Origin of the sequence: Peribacillus simplex (assembly GCF_001578185.1) — a bacterium.
GTDB lineage: Bacteria > Bacillota > Bacilli > Bacillales > DSM-1321 > Peribacillus > Peribacillus simplex_A.
In genome coordinates, this window is sequence record NZ_CP011008.1 from 2412239 (window position 1) to 2430659 (window position 18421).

The 18421-nt window shown below is 39.4% G+C and carries 15 protein-coding genes and 1 pseudogene; 9 read left to right on the forward strand and 7 right to left on the reverse strand.

Annotated elements, in window-relative coordinates; genetic code table 11:
- Positions 1–182: 182 nt before the first annotated feature.
- Both UP17_RS11235 and UP17_RS11240 read right to left on the reverse strand, forming a co-directional pair.
- Entirely contained in the window at positions 183–1307 is a 1125-nt protein-coding gene (locus UP17_RS11235) for an AbrB family transcriptional regulator (protein WP_061463086.1), read from the reverse strand.
- A gap of 46 nt (positions 1308–1353) precedes the next feature.
- On the reverse strand, positions 1354–2214 hold the full coding sequence (locus UP17_RS11240; protein WP_061463087.1) for a LysR family transcriptional regulator: 861 nt from the start codon (positions 2212–2214) through the stop codon (positions 1354–1356).
- Between the two features lie 268 nt (positions 2215–2482).
- Between UP17_RS11240 and tcuA the strand changes: the two genes are divergently transcribed.
- The gene (gene tcuA, locus UP17_RS11245; RefSeq protein WP_061463088.1) at positions 2483–3994 is read left to right on the forward strand and encodes an FAD-dependent tricarballylate dehydrogenase TcuA; all 1512 of its coding nucleotides are present in this window, start codon (positions 2483–2485) and stop codon (positions 3992–3994) included.
- Between the two features lie 663 nt (positions 3995–4657).
- Here tcuA and UP17_RS28280 read toward each other — a convergent pair.
- Both UP17_RS28280 and UP17_RS11250 read right to left on the reverse strand, forming a co-directional pair.
- Positions 4658–4804: a hypothetical protein gene (locus UP17_RS28280; RefSeq protein ID WP_164468794.1), complete on the reverse strand. Its 147-nt coding sequence runs from the start codon at positions 4802–4804 to the stop codon at positions 4658–4660.
- A 57-nt stretch (positions 4805–4861) separates the two neighbouring features.
- Positions 4862–5989 (reverse strand): 2-methylaconitate cis-trans isomerase PrpF family protein, encoded by a 1128-nt coding sequence (locus UP17_RS11250; protein ID WP_061463089.1) that lies wholly within the window; start codon positions 5987–5989, stop codon positions 4862–4864.
- A gap of 148 nt (positions 5990–6137) precedes the next feature.
- Between UP17_RS11250 and UP17_RS11255 the strand changes: the two genes are divergently transcribed.
- Positions 6138–7001 carry a LysR family transcriptional regulator gene (locus tag UP17_RS11255; protein WP_034313052.1) on the forward strand — a complete coding sequence of 288 codons (864 nt, stop codon included), beginning with the start codon at positions 6138–6140 and terminating at the stop codon, positions 6999–7001.
- 252 nt (positions 7002–7253) lie between these two features.
- Entirely contained in the window at positions 7254–8564 is a 1311-nt protein-coding gene (locus UP17_RS11260; RefSeq protein ID WP_061463090.1) for a CitMHS family transporter, read from the forward strand.
- Between the two features lie 93 nt (positions 8565–8657).
- Here UP17_RS11260 and yyaC read toward each other — a convergent pair whose 3' ends face one another.
- From yyaC to UP17_RS11275, 3 genes and pseudogenes are all read right to left on the reverse strand, one after another.
- The gene (gene yyaC, locus UP17_RS11265; RefSeq protein ID WP_061463091.1) at positions 8658–9188 is read right to left on the reverse strand and encodes a spore protease YyaC; all 531 of its coding nucleotides are present in this window, start codon (positions 9186–9188) and stop codon (positions 8658–8660) included.
- 94 nt (positions 9189–9282) lie between these two features.
- Positions 9283–9650 (reverse strand): annotated as a pseudogene (locus UP17_RS11270) (IS3 family transposase); the annotation flags it as partial.
- Between the two features lie 332 nt (positions 9651–9982).
- On the reverse strand, positions 9983–10882 hold the full coding sequence (locus UP17_RS11275; protein ID WP_061463092.1) for a LysR family transcriptional regulator: 900 nt from the start codon (positions 10880–10882) through the stop codon (positions 9983–9985).
- Between the two features lie 525 nt (positions 10883–11407).
- Here UP17_RS11275 and UP17_RS11285 point away from each other — a divergent pair.
- From UP17_RS11285 to UP17_RS28760, 6 genes are all read left to right on the forward strand, one after another.
- Positions 11408–12448, forward strand: coding sequence for a phosphotriesterase family protein (locus UP17_RS11285; RefSeq protein ID WP_061463094.1), 1041 nt, complete (start codon positions 11408–11410; stop codon positions 12446–12448).
- 20 nt (positions 12449–12468) lie between these two features.
- Positions 12469–13464: a phosphotriesterase family protein gene (locus UP17_RS11290; RefSeq protein WP_061463095.1), complete on the forward strand. Its 996-nt coding sequence runs from the start codon at positions 12469–12471 to the stop codon at positions 13462–13464.
- A gap of 126 nt (positions 13465–13590) precedes the next feature.
- Positions 13591–14754, forward strand: coding sequence for a thiolase domain-containing protein (locus UP17_RS11295; RefSeq protein WP_061463096.1), 1164 nt, complete (start codon positions 13591–13593; stop codon positions 14752–14754).
- Positions 14755–14758: 4 nt separating this feature from the next.
- Positions 14759–15166: a Zn-ribbon domain-containing OB-fold protein gene (locus tag UP17_RS11300; protein WP_061463097.1), complete on the forward strand. Its 408-nt coding sequence runs from the start codon at positions 14759–14761 to the stop codon at positions 15164–15166.
- Positions 15167–15328: 162 nt separating this feature from the next.
- The gene (locus UP17_RS11305; protein WP_061463098.1) at positions 15329–17035 is read left to right on the forward strand and encodes a CocE/NonD family hydrolase; all 1707 of its coding nucleotides are present in this window, start codon (positions 15329–15331) and stop codon (positions 17033–17035) included.
- 95 nt (positions 17036–17130) lie between these two features.
- Complete coding sequence (locus UP17_RS28760) at positions 17131–17979, forward strand: MBL fold metallo-hydrolase (protein WP_061463099.1); 849 nt, start codon at positions 17131–17133, stop codon at positions 17977–17979.
- Positions 17980–18421 lie beyond the last annotated feature (442 nt).

The following is an 18421-nucleotide window of genomic DNA, read 5'->3' on the forward strand; positions in this document are numbered from 1 at the left end:
GAGGGAGGAGAGCAAAGAAAGCCAAAGGATAAGTGGTACAATAAGAAATTTTTAAAAATTTAATGCTATTTTTTTAAGTATTTAAAAAGAAGGTCATCATCTAAAGATTGTGAATGATGACCTTCTTTTCTTTATAAATCAGACTTTTTCAGTGTCCTTGAGCAAAGCTCTCCCCTTTTTAATTAACATTTAGTTTTAACGTTACTGTTCTTGTCTTTTTTTCTTAAACTTAATTTTAATACCAATCTTAGTAATGGAGGCACTGCGGCATAAATAAAAGCCATCCGAAATAGTTGATAGCTGGTAACAGTAGATACATCAGCATTTACTTCTTGTGCAATGATTCCCATTTGATCCATTCCACCAGGGGCTAAACTTAAAAAACCCGTAATAGTCGATAAATCATAATACTGGGTCAGTAGAAAACTAAAAAACATTGTTGCGCAGATCAAAATCAGTCCGTTCATCAAAGCCAATAATAATGTTTTTCTTTTGTTGTCAAGTTGTTCCGGTTTTAATAGTAAACCGATATAACCGCCAACCATAAATTGAGATATATCAAGAAGTGAAGGAGGAAGTGGTGGTCCCTGCAAACCTAAAAGACCTATTGCAGCAGTAACGATTACTGGTCCTAAAAAGTAAGGAGCTGGTAATTTGAATATTTTACCTATTCTTGCTGCGAGGAAACAAATAAGCGCGAACAGAAAGATAAGAGGAAATAAATCACTCCACTCAGGAATAAAGTTATCCATTATTTTAGATGAGTCATTGGTACTTTTCGCTGCAAAAATAGGACTGAAAATTAAAAGGGGAACTAAGAAAACAACCATTATCACTCTTGTGACATGGAAAAAGGTTACTGTCGTAATATCAATGCCTTTCATTTCTTCTGCAAACACAACAATTTGTGACAAACCTCCAGGTATACTACTTGTTAAGGAGGTAGGATAGTCAATGCCGGAATATTTTGACATAACAAAAGCTGAACATACACACACAAGGACAATTAAGGTTGTAAGGATCAACATTGAGGGAATGTGACTAATCATGTCAGACAGTGAGCTCTTGGTAAAAGAGATGCCAATTGAATAACCTACAATAATTAATCCAGTATTTCTCATCGAAACGGGCCAAATTAATTTAACGTTTTTGAAACGTGATGCAATTAATAGGGCTGCCATTGGACCTAGAAGCCAGGGGATTGGCAGCCCGATAAGAGAGAAAAGGCCGCCTCCAATAAAAGCAGTTAGAAGTGCAGCTGAAAATTGGATTGTCTTGCTAACGTTATTTAAATCCCACTTTTTCATATTAATTCTCTTCCTTTGTACTAGTTTTATTTCGATTCGTCTTATTTCATTGTTTAGAATCATTAAGAAAATCAATAAATGCTTTTACTTGTGCCAAATCCATAGTCACATCCCGATAAAAAACCCAAGTTTCTCTAAGCAAATAGCTATTATCGCTTAATACAATGGGGAAAGTATACAGTGGTTCATCATTTTTAATACAGATTTCTGGTAAAATGGCATATCCTAAACCATTAAGAACCAGTTCCTTACATGTTTCAATCCGATCTACCTCCATTGAAATCTTAGGTGGTGACGTAAAGGTTTCCTGCCACCAGTTTTCAATAGTATTTCTTAACGATTGGTCTGTCTGATAATTAACTCTAGGAAGAAAAGGAAGTTCTTTTAATTCAATTTTTTTACTGGAGGCAATACAAATCTTTTCTTCTTGAAACAACACTTTATTTTCCTGCCATTTGTAAGGACCTCTAACGATCCCGAGGTGTGCTTCTTCTTTTTGAAGCATCTGATGAATTTGAGAACTCCATCCAGTTTTCAAACTGATTTCAACCTCTGGATATAGGGTTAGAAATTCTTTTAATAATACTGGTAGTTTATATCGGGCAAACAAGCCAGATACACCCAATCGCAAAGTTCCTTTCACTTTTTTATCCAAATTTGAAATATGTTCTTTTGCAGCTCCTAATTGCTTACGCATATTTTTAGCGTATTGAACGAGGTATTCCCCTTCAACTGTAAACTCGACACCTCTTTTGCCTCTAGAGATTAAATTTGTTTTGAATTCTTTTTCCAGCTGTTTTATACGATAGGATAAAGCTGGCTGAGAAATAAATAGTCGTTGTGCTGCCTTTGTTATATTTCTTTCTTCGTAAAGAGTAATTAATATAAGCCAGTCTTTTTCATCCATAAAATTTTTCTCCTTTAACCATAAAAAATATTTATGGGTAATTATAAATAATGATAATTTATTTGATTTCTAAAAGTATAATACAACTATTGAAAAAAGAAATCTATCTTTTTATGTAAATCAACAGACTCACTATAGTTTTGCGTTTCCAGTATTCTTTCATAAAATTTTTCTATGGCAATGAATAAAAAAACAATATTATTTTTATTCATTATTTTCACTTATTATTTACATGAAGAGTTATTACTACTTATCAGGAGGGCTAAAGATGTCAAATACACAAAATTATGATGTAGTTGTAGTAGGGGCAGGAAACGCAGCATTATGTGCCGCAATCTCAGCAAAAGAGGGCGGTGCTAGAGTTCTTGTATTAGAACGGGGACCTGTGGAAAAGCGTGGAGGGAACTCTTTCTTCACGGATGGAGCCATTCGTGTAGCATACAATAATTTAGACGCAATCAGAAAAGTAATACCTGAATTAACAGATGAAGAATCCGAGTTGATTGTAATGCCTGAATACACGGAATCCGATTATTACAATGATCTAATGCGAGTAACAGGTGGACAAAGTAATCCCGAATTAGCAAAACAGCTGGTTTCTAAATCGTATGAAACAATTGCGTGGATGCGTGATCAGGGAATAAAATTTGAATTGAATTATGAAAATCAATCTTTCGTACAAAATGGCAAGCGCAATTTCTGGGGAGGACTGCCTATCAAAACGGAAGATAAAGGCGTTGGCTTAATGAGACAGCTCTTTGCGCGGACAGAAGAAATTGGCATCGACGTTTGGTACGATTCACGTGCTGTGGAGCTCGTATCAGAGCATAATACAATAACCGGTGTCGTTGTTGAGAAGGATCATACAATGGTAACGGTTCAGACATCCGGTGTGATTTTGGCTTGTGGCGGCTTTGAAGCCAATAAGAAAATGAGATGTGAAAATATTGGTGAAGAATGGGAAGCGGCAATTGTTCGTGGAACCGAGTTCAACACAGGAGACGGCATTTCCATGGCTATGGCTGTCGGGGCTCAAAAATTTGGGCAGTGGTCTGGATGTCATTCGATTGGGACAGATTATAACGCGCCAAAAGTAGGAGATTTCACAAAGCCGGGAGATATTTTTAAAAAGCATTCTTATCCGTACAGCGTCATGCTTAATAATGAAGGGAAACGTTTTGTTGATGAAGGAGCAGATTTGCGAAATTACACCTATGCCAAATACGGCCGTGAGGTATTAAAACAACCTGGACATGTGGCATATCAAATTTATGATGTACAGGTACGCCCGATGCTGCGTAAAGAATATGACCTTGAAGAAGCGACTATTTATAAAGCAGATACGCTTGGAGAGTTGGCTAGTTTACTGCCGGTCAATCAAACACAATTCCTTAAAACGATCGAAGAATATAACAGTGCCGTACAAGATGGCGAGTATAGACCCGCAGAGAAAGATGGCAAAGGAACGAAAGGAATTACCCCTCCTAAATCCAACTGGGCACTTCGAATTGAGCAAGGGCCATTCTATGCTTTCCCTGTAACGTGCGGAATCACCTTCTCGTTCGGTGGTTTGCATGTAGATGTTACGGGACATGTGTTAAACAAAGAAGAACAACCGGTTAATGGTCTCTTTGCGGCTGGTGAAATGATTGGGGGGATTTTTTATGAAAACTATCCTGGTGGATCCGGGTTAATGTCTGGAGCAGTCTTTGGAAAATTAGCTGGTTCATCCGCAGCCCACTATATTCAAGAAAAGGTCGAAGCGGTCAATAATCATTGAGTCTTTTCCTTGCATAGTTAATAGATAAGAATTTATCCAAAAAATCTAGGGATACATTAAATAGAAGAATGAAAAACAGCCAAGGCTTAAAAAAAGTTCTTGGCTGTTTGGTACTTCAAATATTAAAAGTCTTTATGTATTGACTAAAACTCATATCATATAGGGATATGAGTTTTTAGAGTATAGCTTTAAGCGTCCTGATGGTCAGACAATATGATTTTTCTTCTATTATAGCTATTCAATTTAAGCACCAGCTGAATGGATCAGCTGGGCACTATCGAGCATGAAGTCAGCGCTGACTTATCAACAGTTACCAGATATCAACTATTTTGTATGATATATATTTATATAGCTGTTCTTCCTATGCTCCGATTGATGCTAAAATTGAGCCTGTGAAAAAGGATACCATTCAATAAATAATGGGTTGGTTTGTGGGTGTTTTTCCCTATAACAAGGATGATAGATAACAATTAGTTTTCTTTTTGGTTAAATACTCCAGTAACCAGGAAAATCTGGATTCAGTATATCCTAAACAGTATAAGGGTGAGCGCTCCCCCCGGAAAATTTTCATCTATTCTCAATCCTATTTTATATTTGAATTAGCCCAGACTATAATGTATCTCCAACTAACCGATGCCTACAAGGGCTCTATTGAAAACTCACTTATACAAAACAAGGATCATTGAAGTAAACTATTTCGGAAAGAATTTTAGTGCCTTTCATATTTTTGAATAGTTCTTTCGCTTCTTTTTCTGTGTCAAATTCAAAAATTTTAATATTTCCTTTTAAAAAGACAGTGATGACCCACATTGAAAAGCCTCCAAGTGATAGATATTTTTTTTGCTGTAATTTGCAAATCAATTCAAATCAAGCTAATTGATAGGAGAGCTCGTAATTTTTTTTCGTGTACACGTATCCCTCTAAAATGATTCTCGCTGTGCGTACCACTTTAATAGCGCGTATGTGTCCTGCCAAAAAATCAACTTTTGTTTCCATGATCCCTGCCGGGTGGGCTAATCGAAAAATTTCCTGTTTAATGTTCACCATCTCAGATAAAATCGTTTCCTGTAAGTAAGCTCCTGCAGTTGCACAGATGGCTCCTGTAATAGCAAGCGCTTGATGGGGCTTTTGCATCGACATCATTCTGATCATCAAATCCATCTCTGACGCTTTTCTTTCCGATCCGTTTAGGTCGACGTAATCCATAGGAGGAGCAATTAGGGTCATTTTAGGCACAGCAGGAGATTGGACAGTTGCTGATTTCTTATCGGAAAATTGACACATTTCAGCTGCAATCGACCGGATTTCTTCTAGTTCATTTAATTTTTCCTGTGAATAATCAGTGGGCAATTCGCTTCCGTTTAGACCAATATCCTGTGCCCTTACAAAAACAAGTGGATTGGCAACATCAATGATTGAAACTTGAATCAGTCGATCCTTCGTTTTAATCATGTCAATTGGATTTCCTGTAGGGAAAAGTTTTCCTGTAACTGCTCCTTCAGCACGAGTAAAAGAAAGATAGATAGGTGATCCTTTACCAGGCACGCCTGGAATTGAGCAGCTGCCTTCTTTTTTCACTTGTCCATTTTCAACCTCTACTTCTGCAATTATCAATTTCTGTGTATTCGTGTTAAAAATTCTCACCGTTGTAACAGGTTCTTTTGCCGGAACTAATCCGTGCTCAATTGCGTAAGGTCCTACAGCAGATGAAATATTACCACAATTTCCTTTAAAATCAACCATTTGATTATCGATGCTGATCTGCGCAAATGTATATTCCACATCGAATTCTGGTGAATCCGATTTTTTGATAATTGCTGCTTTACTTGTCAATGAATTCGCTCCTCCAAGACCATCAATCTGTCTCCGATCCGGACTGCCCATCACGTCAAGTAAGAAACCTTCCCAGTGTGAGCGATTCGAAGGCATATGTTCAAAGTTAAGGAACACACCTTTACTTGTTCCGCCGCGCATTACAACTACTGGTACTTTCATTGTATAACCACCTTTTCTCAAATCAATATTTATAGCACTACCGGTTCCTTTGAAAATATAGTATGATAAGTTCATTCATAAGTAAAATACATATTTTTTTAATAAAAATGATAAAAAAACTTATAATCAAAAGGCGGGAGATGGGTAAGTGGACGAAAAAGATTGGATTGCGATAAGGGTACTATATGAAGAAAAAAACATTAGCCGTGCCGCAGAGCGTTTATATATATCGCAGCCGGCGTTAACGTACCGGCTTAAAAATTTAGAAAAAGAATTTAGCACGAACTTATTTTTCAAAATAAAAGGAGGCATTGAGTTTACTTCCGAAGGGATACATTTAGCGGGCTATGCGGAAGAAATGGTGAAAAAGTTGCAAAAAACGAAAGATTATATGCTGAATATGAAAAATGAGGTAAGAGGAACGTTAAGGCTTGGCGTTTCCAGCAACTTTGCCCAATATAAACTACCAGAAATATTGAAAAAGTTTTCAACACAATATCCTCATGTACAATTTAATGTGAATACAGGCTGGAGTACAGAAATCATGCATCTTCTGGATTCCTCTAGTGTTCAATTAGGCATTCTGCGTGGAAACTATGAATGGTATGGAATCAAATCGCTACTGCATAAAGAAAGACTTTGTTTAATTTCTAAGAAAGAGGTAGACTTGGATAATTTGCCGGAACTTCCATTCATAAATTATAAAACCGACAGTTCTTTAAAAAACTTAATAAATGGCTGGTGGCATGATAGATTCCCGGAGCCACCATTTGTAACTATGGAAACGGATCGGCAGGAGACGTGCAAAGAGATGGTCAAAAATGATCTTGGTGTTTCTATTCTGCCGGAAATATGCCTGCAGCCTTCAGATAACTTGCATACATACGGGTTATCCTACAAAAATGGGAAGCCGGTGTTAAGAAATACATGGTTAATGTATAACCAGGATTCTTTAAAACTCTCTACTGTGAAAAACTTTATTGATTTCTTGAATAAAAATTCCAATCTTTAACGAAAAAGCACAATGAAATTTATTGAAAATTTCATTGTGCTTTTTCGATTTCTTAATTTAATATAAAATGGATTATAAGTTTTTTTTTCAGAAAAGTAAAAAAAATATGTATTTCACTTATTTTAAGAAATGAACTATTCTAAAAATAGAAACCAAATCAACAGGGAAACAGAAAATATTATATAATATTTTTTAACTATTCAAACTTTTCATCCGATTTGTAAGCGGTTTCTTTAATAGGAGGGGATTCATATTCTTACGTTACTTGGAATTTCAATGGTCGTTGTCTTTACTTATTTAATCATGTCTAAACGGTTATCACCTGTTAATTCTCTTGTGGTCATTCCAATTATCTTTGCATTAATTGGCGGATTTGGTCCAGAGCTTGGAGATATGATGCTCGATGGAATAAAGGTTGTCGCACCTTCAGCCGCATTGCTATTGTTCGCTATTTTGTTTTTCGGAGTTCTGATTGACGCTGGATTATTTGATCCACTTATTAAAACTATGTTAAAAATTGTAAAAGGGGATCCGGTTAAAATAGCGATAGGAACAGCAGTAATCGCAATGACCGTTGCCTTAGATGGTGATGGTACCACGACTCATATGATTACAATTTCCGCTATGCTGCCTCTTTACTTACGACTTGGTATGAATCCACTTATTCTTGCCACTATTTCTATGCTGGCTGTCAGTATTATGAGTGGCATGACTCCTTGGGGAGGACCTGCAACAAGAGCAATAGCATCTTTAGGTCTCGATGCAAATGAATTCTTTGTCCCGATTATCCCAACACTATTCGCAGGTATTGCAGCTATTCTTTTTACCGCTTATGTACTTGGGAAAAAAGAGCGCAAAAGGCTTGGTGTTGTACATATCAAAGCTGCACCTGAAATGAAAGGAGCTCTTGCTGAAGCAGCGGTAGCTTCCGCGATACAAGACGATTTAAAGCGCCCTAAATTAATATGGATCAATCTTTTGTTGACGCTCACTGTCATGGTCGTTCTTGTAATGGGCTTCGTACCGGTAACTGTGTTGTTTCTAATCGGGTTTGTGCTTGCTTCAATCATTAATTACCCTAATCTAGAACAGCAAAAAGAGCGAATCGTGTCACATGCAGGAAATGCTATTACCGTCGTCACACTAGTATTTGCGGCTGGTATTTTCACAGGGATCTTTTCCGGAACGAAAATGGTAGATGCCATTGCAAATTCATTAGTGGCCATCATTCCGGATTCTTTAGGCTCTTTTTTACCGATGGTCGTTGCGTTCACCAGCATGCCATTTACGTTCGTTTTATCCAATGATGCTTACTACTTTGGTGTTTTGCCAATTCTTGCCGAAGCAGGAGAAGCTTATGGAGTGAGTCCTTTAGAAATTGCCAGAGCTTCCGTACTGGGCCAGCCTGTACATTTCTTAAGTCCACTCGTGGCATCGACTCTTTTACTAGTAGGGATGGTAAAAACAGATATCGGGGAACTACAGCGGTATGCATTTAAATGGGCTCTAATTTGTTCATTAGTCCTTATCATTGTTGCTATCTTGACAGGGGCTATTATTTAAGTACAATGTTATCTAATAAATTCTTCGAACTTAAACAAAGTAGGGCTGTGCCAAAACCAATTATTATTAGTGGTTTTGGCACAGCCCATTCTTTTATTTAATTCCAGAAGTCTCGCCGCTAGCAGTAATTATTTTTACGATTGTTTTCGCAAGGTTCATAACCGTGTATAGACGAGTATCATTTAAAAATTGCATCGTTGGCAGCGGATCTATATAATTGACCATTCCTGTAATATGATAATCTCCCACTTCCGGCAATACTTTTTTTAAAGCTTTCCCTGGGACAAGAGGTCCATCCTTCAAGAAAACATAACCGACCTGGTTTTGATTCCCTAAACAAGCATCCACACTAAAAATAAGAGGCTTTTTGAATTGTTTTTTTATTATTTTCAACGTGTCTTTTAAATTAAATGCATGAACGGGATTTTCCAAAGTACCGTAAACACGATAAGGCACCGTATGTTCTTTAAGCATTGTCCCGACTAAAGGGCCTAATGAATCCCCAACTGATCGGTCTGAACCAATACACAGAAAGATTACATCTTCATTTTGACATCCAGAAGATTGAATAATCTCTTTGACTTTTAATGCTAAGCAGTTTATTTCTTCGCTTTTTGGTTCCACAGAACAAATTGCTCCTCTTCTTGTAAATTAGACTCATCTTAATTCCCCTTTGTTCTATTATACGAACAAAAAAGACTGGTATGTCAACATTAAACTAGACAACTTTTTTAAGGTGTTCAAGTTTGTAATCAATCGGACTTACATAACCCAGTGTCCCATGAATTCGTATGTGATTAAACCAGTGGACATAATCTTGTAATTCCCTTGTTAATTCTTCTAAACTATCAAAATGTTGACCTTTCACAAACTCCGTTTTGATGATTTTAAACGTTGCTTCAGCTACGGCATTGTCATATGGACAGCCCTTCATGCTTAAAGATCGTTGAATGTTAAAGATATTTAAAGCATCATTCATGAGCTTATTTTAAACTCATTTCCACGTTCCTTATGGAAGATTTGGATCTTACGAAGGTCAACCTTGATGGAGGCGAATGCACGATAGACAAGTAAAGCATCTTTGTTGTTCCTGTAGGGATTGCCTTTTTATTGGATTTTTTATGTATAGTCACCTAATAGGTATGCTAACTTCTTTTTAACTTTTCATTCCAACGTATACAATCTCCATTCTTAAAATCCAGGTTACTCCAAGAATTTGCCAGCCATATAAGAACAAAAAACCACCTCTTAGATGGGCGGCATGATGTAGGGCTATTAAGCCATGCATCGGAGAAATAGTTAAGACTAATTCTCCCCGCTTTTTCACTCATTTTGTGAAGTTGTCATGTTAATAATTTATATCAATAGAAAAAACCACTTCCTATTTCATTAGGCAGTGGTTTTTTTGTAGGGATCAACTATTTGTTTAATTGTGAGTGCAGCAACCCTAGTTCTTCAATAAATAAAGATAAGGTAGGATTCTTATTTATTTTCTTCCAAGAAGCCAAAACATCAAATTTAAGATTGTCTCCTTCAATGTCAATAAAACGAAGTGTAGGAGGAGCGTATAGCTGTAGATATTTCGGAAGAATGGTAATGCCGATATCTGAATCCACCATCATGTACACTGCTTCAATCCGTGAAGCTGTACTAACCAAGTTTGGAGAGAAACCATGATTGGCACATGCAGCCAGCAATAAATCAAAACCTGGAGGAGCTTCATGCCTGTCCAGCATGACAAAAGGTTCATGGGCTAATTCCGAAATGTTGATAGTTGTTCTATTCGCAAGGGGGTGGTCTTGATTTAGGATAATACAATGGGATTGTGTCCATAAAGTTTTGTATTCCAGTCCACCAATACTTTGTAACCCAAGTGAAAGTGTGAAAGCTATGTCTAGTTCATCGGATTTTAATTTCTCAATCATTTGCCCAACTTGAAAATAGCTCAACCTTAATTTTACATTTGGGTGCTTGCGTCTGAATTTTCGAATCAAAAGGGGCAAAAATTCTCTCACGGGTACGCTCAATAAGCCTATATTAAGTATCCCAATTAACCCTTCCTCAGCTTGCTGGACATTTTCAATCGACTCTTCAAGCTTCTTTATGATCTCCTTTGCATCTTTCAAAAAAACAGCTCCAGCGTTGGTCAATTGAACGGAATGTTTATCTCGAAGGAAAAGTTTTACACCTAATTTTTTTTCTAAAAGGGCGATCTGTTGACTCACAGCAGGTTGTGCTACAAATAATTCCTTTGATGCTACCGTGAAATTTAAGTGTTCAGCAACTGCAATAAAATAACGCAATGGACGAATGTCCATCCCCAATCTCCTCCTGAATTGCTTGATAATTTATAAGATTATGAATTTATTATAATAGGAATCTGAAAAATAAACAAACGTTATAAGGAAAAGGTTATTACCAAGATTATTTTTTGGTATTTCCAAAAATAAGAGGTTTTATATATATTTTAGTTATGGAAGAACAAGACGAAACGATAACTGAGAATGAAATGGGGGTAAACACGAAACGAGCAATAAGGCATTCATGGATGATAGCTTATTTTCCTGAAGGTACCCAGAGTGAAGCATGGGAGAAAAATATTGATGCCACGATTGCTTTTTCTTTTGCTCCGTTCCCAAATTCAAATAACATGGAAAACCGTTGTGCAAAGGGGAACCGAATCATTTTTACTTAAAAATGTATACGTTTCCAAACATCGAACAGTTGATATGGCTGCTAGAGTTGTAGAAGTTTCGGCATGTTTAAGTTATTGTCTTTTCAACTAAATCACCGCCTTCGACACCTCTAAGGTGAAGAACTATTAAATGATAGGAGGTTTTACAATGCTAGATAATTTACAAGAAAAAAGTTCAGGCGTTGTTCGTACTGTTCTTGGACTAGTGCCTGCTCAAGAACTAGGTGTTGTGCTCATTCATGAATCACTTCTTTCTGTGATGCCTGGTGCGGAGTATGCACCAGAGATCGATATGGATAGAAGTAAGATATTTGAGGAATTAAAGCGTGAGCTTACTGAATTTCGTAGACTTGGTGGAAAAACAATTGTAGATCGTAGCGGTATGTTCCACGGTCGTGACGTAAAGCTTTATGAAACTCTTTCTAGAACAACAGGTATCCATATCGTAGCGTCAACAGGTTTAGGACCTGAGCCGATGTTAAGTGGATACTTTGTTACACCACAAAAGAATCCGCCTACACCATGGTCAGCAGAACAATTTGCTGATTTGTTCGCAAAAGAGGTGACAGAAGGAATCGTTGTACCACGTATTGAACGTTCAAGTTCAGCAGGATTAGTGACGTCAATCGCAAGTCAAAGTGGTATTACAGAAAAAGAAATTAATCTTTTCCGTGGATCTGCACAAGCAGCTCTCACAACAGGAGTACCTGTATCAGTTCAATATGGGACGGATGCTGTAAATGATCTGGAAATTTTATTAGGTGAAGGCATTGCACCAAACCGTGTCATCATCGGAGGGCTTGACCGTCTAGATGCTGTCCGCCGTAAAGAAGCATTCGCTGTTGCGCGTCACGGTGCCATGGTGGCATTAGACCATGTTGGTTGGGCTACAAACGATGGCTACGTGAACGATGAAGAACGTGCAAAGTTAATTTTAGCGTTATTTAAAGAAGGTTTTGGTGATTGTGTCCTAATTTCAACAAATGCAATTGGAGTTGCAAAGGGTCATGATGCAAAAGAGCTTGGTTTCGATTACTTACTAACAAAATTTGTTCCAACCTTACGTAGAGTAGGTGTAACTGATGAACAAATTCGCATTTTATTAGAAGAAAACCCACAACGTGTATTTACTGTTGATGCTTCAGCAGCTACAGAAAAAGAATCTGTTTTGGTAACAGAGCGTACCTAAACGTGAGGAGTGAATAAAGGATGGGTAAGGTAAATACGGTTTTAGGGCCAATCGCGACGGAAGACTTAGGGATTACGGCAATGCACGAGCATGTTGGGTTCGGTCTACCTGGATGTGACTTAGATACACAATGGTGGAAAAAACCTGAAGAAGCGTTTGACGTTACAGTACAAAAGTTACGTCGCTTCCGTGAACACGGCGGTAAAACATTCGTAGACTGTACAGGGATTGGAAACGGACGCGATGTCGAATATTTCCAAGTGCTTTCACGAAAAACAGGGGTCAATATTATTGCTGTTACAGGCTTTGTAGCAGGTGACTCAGCTCTACCATATTTCCGTAACAAACCAGTCGAATATCTTACGGATTTATTCATCCATGAAATTACAGTTGGTATTGACGGTACGAGCGCAAAAGCTGGCGCTATTAAAGTAGGGGTAAGTCGCGGTGGTAAACTAAGCGAACTTGATAAACGCATTTACCGTGCAGCTGCACGTGCAGCATTACAATCGGGTGTCCCAATTATTACACATTTATGCGTAGATGCTGAATCTGCTATTGCAATCTTCGATGAAGAGGGCTTACCACTTGATCGCGTACTTATGGGGCATGCTGATGATGGCGGATATCTCGATGAAGACCGTGATACGATGATTGCAGAATTAGGTGGATGGGTAGGCTTCGATACAATTGGCTATGACAGTGAGATGGAAGGTTCACCATATTGGTCACGTCCTCGTCAAGATCGTGTTGAACATTTCCTTCGTTTTCTTGATAAAGGTTTTGTTGACCGTGCACTTATTTCAGCTGATGCCAACTGCTGTGCTCTTGGCTGGCCAGGATTAAAAGGACATTCAGTAAACTACCTGTTTGAAGAATTCTTACCAGACCTTCGTAAAGCGGGTGTTGGTGAAGAAGTATTTGAACAACTTCTAGTACACAATCCTGCGAAAATTCTAACTATGCAAAAACCCCGTTCATTCGTGAAAACGGTAGTGTTAGCACAAAAGGCCTAAGAAGGGCAGTGTCTGCTTCTGATTCTAGAAGCCTACACTTCACTTTCATTACCGCTTTGATCTGTGAAAAGTGACGAGATATGAATTCGTAAAATAGTTGAACAACATAGCGGGAGGGTAACGAATATGAGTATTAAAGGATTGGCCTATATTGCAGGGGCGTTCGAGCACTCACTGCGTAAGGCTCCGAATAAATCCGTTGCTGCTTTACATGCAGAATGTGCGAAAGGTGCATTAGAAGATGCTGGACTAGCATTTGCAGATGTAGACGGATATTTTTGTGCTGGTGACGCTCCGGGTGGTGTACTGTCTATGGTCGATTATTTAGGTCTCAATGTACGTCATGTAGATGGTACAGACACTGGCGGGTCATCGTACATTGCCCATGTTTCCCATGCTGCACAAGCAATCGCAGCTGGCAAATGTAATGTTGCATTAATTACAATGGCGGGTCGTCCACGTACAGAGGGCAGAAGTGGTGTCAAACAGAAGATCGTTGGTGCAAATGTTCCAGATACACCGTTTGAACTTCCTTTTGGACCGACTGCTGTCAATGAGTACGCGATGGCTACAATGCGTCATATGCATGAATATGGTACGACGAGTGAACAATTAGCATGGGTCAAAGTCGCAGCTTCACATCATGCCAGGCATAATTCAAACGCAATGCTGCGTGATTTAGTGACGGTTCAGGACGTACTTGAGTCCCCTATAATTGCTGATCCATTACATAAACTGGATTGCTGTGTAGTAAGTGACGGTGGAGGTGCTTTAGTTGTCGTAAAACCCGAGATTGCCAAAAGTCTGAAGCGTCCACTTGTCCGAGTGATGGGTTGTGGGGAAGCACCTAAAGGATTACTTGACGGCAAAACGGATCTTACGTATACAGGCGCTATTTGGTCAGGGCCTAGAGCCTTTGAGGAGGCTGGGGTTACACCTCAAGATATTAAGTATGCGTCCATTTATGATAGCTTCACAATTACGGTGTTAATGCAGCTTGAAGACTTAGGTTTTTGTGAAAAAGGCGAGGGTGGAAAATTCGTCGCTGATGGGAACCTGATTTCAGGAGTAGGTAAGCTCCCAATCAATACGGATGGTGGCGGGTTAAATAACAATCACCCAGCAAGCCGAGGTGGCATCATTAAAGTGATAGAGGCTGTCCGTCAGCTACGTGGCGAAGCACACCCGCAAGTGCAGGTGGAAAATTGTGACATCGCGTTAGCTCATGGTACTGGTGGCGGAATAGCAAGCCGTCACGGTAGTGCAACACTGATCATGGAGAGGGTGTAGTAGAATGGGAACTCAATATCAAGATAGAACGATGGCGGTCCCTGAGATTCATCCAGAACACAAGGAATATTGGGATGCTGCTGCAGAAGGAAAGCTTCTGATAAAGCAGTGCGATTCTTGTGGTGAGTATCATTATTATCCACGTGTGTTATGCCCATATTGTATGAGCGAGAAAACGACATGGAAAGAAGCAAATGGCACGGGTAGTATCTACACTTATAGTGTGATGCGACGAGGAGTGTCATATGCCATCGCCTTCGTTGAACTCGATGAAGGTCCAAAAATGATGACAAATATCGTCGAGTGTGACCTAGATACGGTGCATATCAATCAAAAGGTAAAAGTGGTATTCAAGCAAAGTGGGGATGAAGATAATCCAGGTTCTTTTGTACCGTGCTTCACACCTGCCTAAGGATTTTAATGAATAGGCTTTGCTACTTCGCTTTATTTGAAAATAGGCGGATGTAATGAATAATAAAAAAACTGATTATTGAGAATATTGTCAATTTCCAGTTGATTGAACTGTCACTATTCAAAACATACTTAGAAAGACTAAGAAGAGGAGCGAATTTAAATGATTATCACTAAGGACGTACGCATTAAAATGCGTGATGGCGTGCATATCGCTGCAGATATTTACCGTCCTGATGGCACAGGAAAAGTACCAGCATTACTTGCCCTTAGCCCATACGGTAAAGAATTACAAGCGCAAGCGCTAACATTACCTCCACAAGCACGTCCAAGTCATCTATGGAACGGAGCAATTGAAGCAGGTGACATTCGTGAAGTAGTATCACGAGGTTATGCTCATATTATCGCAGATATACGTGGTACAGGTGGTTCTGAAGGTGAAATGTGCGGTAACTATAATTCTGGTGGTCATGGAGATGGAAAAGATATTTATGACATCGTGGAATGGATGGCTGAGCAAGATTGGTGTGACGGAAATATCGGGATGATCGGTATTTCATACTTTGCATCTGTTCAAATTTTAGGTGCAGCGGAGCAACCACCACACTTAAAAGCAATCTTTGCGAACGGTGGTCACTTCGATCTGTATGAGCTTTGTTATCACGGTGGTATCATGTGGCTAATGCCACGTGCTTCTCGTGAAGGACGCGGCGGCGATAGTGGTAATGCATTCAATAACGTTACAAGTAAGAGCTCGAAAGTATTCACTTCAGGAGAGCTTAAAGAAAAAACGCAAGAACGCTTAAACGATCCAGATATCGCACATTGGTCAGATTTCGTTCACCTTTTACATTATCAAGATCGGCACGAATTGTGGATAGATTACTTATTAAATCCACTTGATGGCCCATTCTGGCAAAAAGATAGCGCATTAGAAGTAGCCCATAAAGTAGAAATCCCAACTTACTTCCAAGCAAAATGGGGTCGCGGTTGGAACGTTGAAGGCACAATCGAATGCTTCCACAAAGTATCAGGCATTAAAAAGCTTGATGTCCAAGCGCTTCCACCAATGTTAGAGCGTCCATTCCATGAAAGCCATGATGAAATGTTCCGCTGGTATGATTACTGGTTAAAAGGCATTGACAATGGCATTATGGACGAACCAACAGTGCAGTTCTCTGTAGAAGGTTCTTACAAATGGCGTAAAGAAGATCACTGGCCATTGCCATATGAAGAAAAGAAAGAGTTCTACTTACGTCCTCGCCATAAAATTAGCGATAAACCGGAGCCATTAACATCTGAATATGCACATCCAGATGGCTTCTACCAAGCGCCATTAACAGTAACAACAACATCCGAAACGATTAAATGGACGAGTGATAAATTCATAGAGCCTGCAGAAATGACAGGTACAGGGGCATTATATTTCCATGTAGAAATCGATACAGATGATACAAACTTCATTGCGAAGCTTTATGAGGTAGATCCAGGTGGCAAACGTACGTTAATGACATCAGGTTATTTAAAAGCATCCCATCGGGAACTAAATGAAGAAAAATCAACATACGGTGAACCTTGGCATCCACACAACCGTGTGGTACCAGTACCACCTGGTGAAATTATCGAGTATGCGATTCGGTTATATCCATTCTCATTTTTAATTAAACCAGGACATCGTATTGAACTAGAGCTTGCATGTAACGAACCACTTGATGGAGAAGATGCAAAATTATTACCACCAGATAGCTACCACTTACCGTGTGGTCGTGCGACAGCGCACAAAATCTATCGAGATGCAGAGCACCCATCACGTTTAGTATTACCGGTAATTCCTAAAGAATTCGACGTTACAAACAAATTAACGAAATAATGGTGTGCTGAATTGGCTGCATCTAAGAACATCCACAGCACCTCTTTTTAAATAGAAGGCGTTGAGGTCATAAACTGATTATAGGGGTGAAAAACATGACAAATTCAGTACGTGTTATACCGATCGAATGTAAATTTGGTCGAACAACTGCGTATGCCTACTATATCGACGCACCGGAGCCTGCACTTATTGATACAGGAATTGCATCATCAGCTTCACAGGAAATTGAGACAGTTCTTGTCGAGCATGGCCTACGAATTGAGGATATACGCTGGATTCTTCTGACTCACGGGCACGTTGACCATCTTGGTGGTGCCCGAGCGATTTGGGAGATAACAAAGGGGTGCGCAGAGGTTGTGATTCCTCAGAAGGAAGCATATTTACTACGTAATCGTAGTGCACACATTACAGATTACAAACAGCTTCAAGGCCAATACTTGGATGTGGAAACGCAGGAAAAGCATACCGCAATCCTGCTCAACGATATCGGAGAAGGTCTGAAGCCAACAGTAGAGGTTGTTGGTGGCGATCGCTTATTACTTGGTGGTGATGTGTCGATTACGGTAGTGGAAACGCCAGGACACTCTATCGGATCGGTGACATTTGTCCTTGATGGCGTGAACTGGGCTTTTGCAGCCGACGCTGTGCAAATGTATGGTGGGGCGCAAAGTAGGATTCCTACAATTGAACACCCTGGTTACTATCGCCAAAGCTTACAGCGTCTTCTCGAAGAAGTGCGTCCGAGGCGTCAAGAAACAGTTGAACGCTTATTCGACCGTTATTTTAGAGGAATAAGTACTTCCTCTAATATTTCAGGTACTGGTTTAGGGATGGCAATTGCAAGACAAATTGTTATAGCTCATGATGGTTATATTGAAATAGATAGTAAACCTCAACATGGTACCAAATGTAATATTATTTTTCCACTAAAACGGGTAGGTTAGCTGAAGATTAGAGCTGTCTTTAAGGCAGCTCTTTCGTGCGCCCGGCATGGGTGCAATCTATAGGGTGGAAGTCCCGAATCATGAAGGCAGTAGTAGTGGTTAGCTTAATGCAAGGGTGTCCACGGTGACGTGGAATCTGAAGGAAGCAAGCGGCAAACCTCCGGTCTGAGGAACACGAACTTCATATAAGGCTAGGTATCATTGGATGAGTTTGCGAAACAAAACAAAGTCCTTACTGCCGAAGGTGGTACAGAGTAAATGAAGCAGATAGATGGAGGGAAAGATTGCACTCTTACCCGGGGAGGTCTGATGACAGCCAAGTACACTTGGTAACCTTTCCAGTGATGGACAGCTGAATCATCAGAAGTCAGCAGAGGTCATAGTACTTGTCTACTCGAGAAGACAAGGAAGGACCGAACAGATTAAGGAGGGTGAATACTAG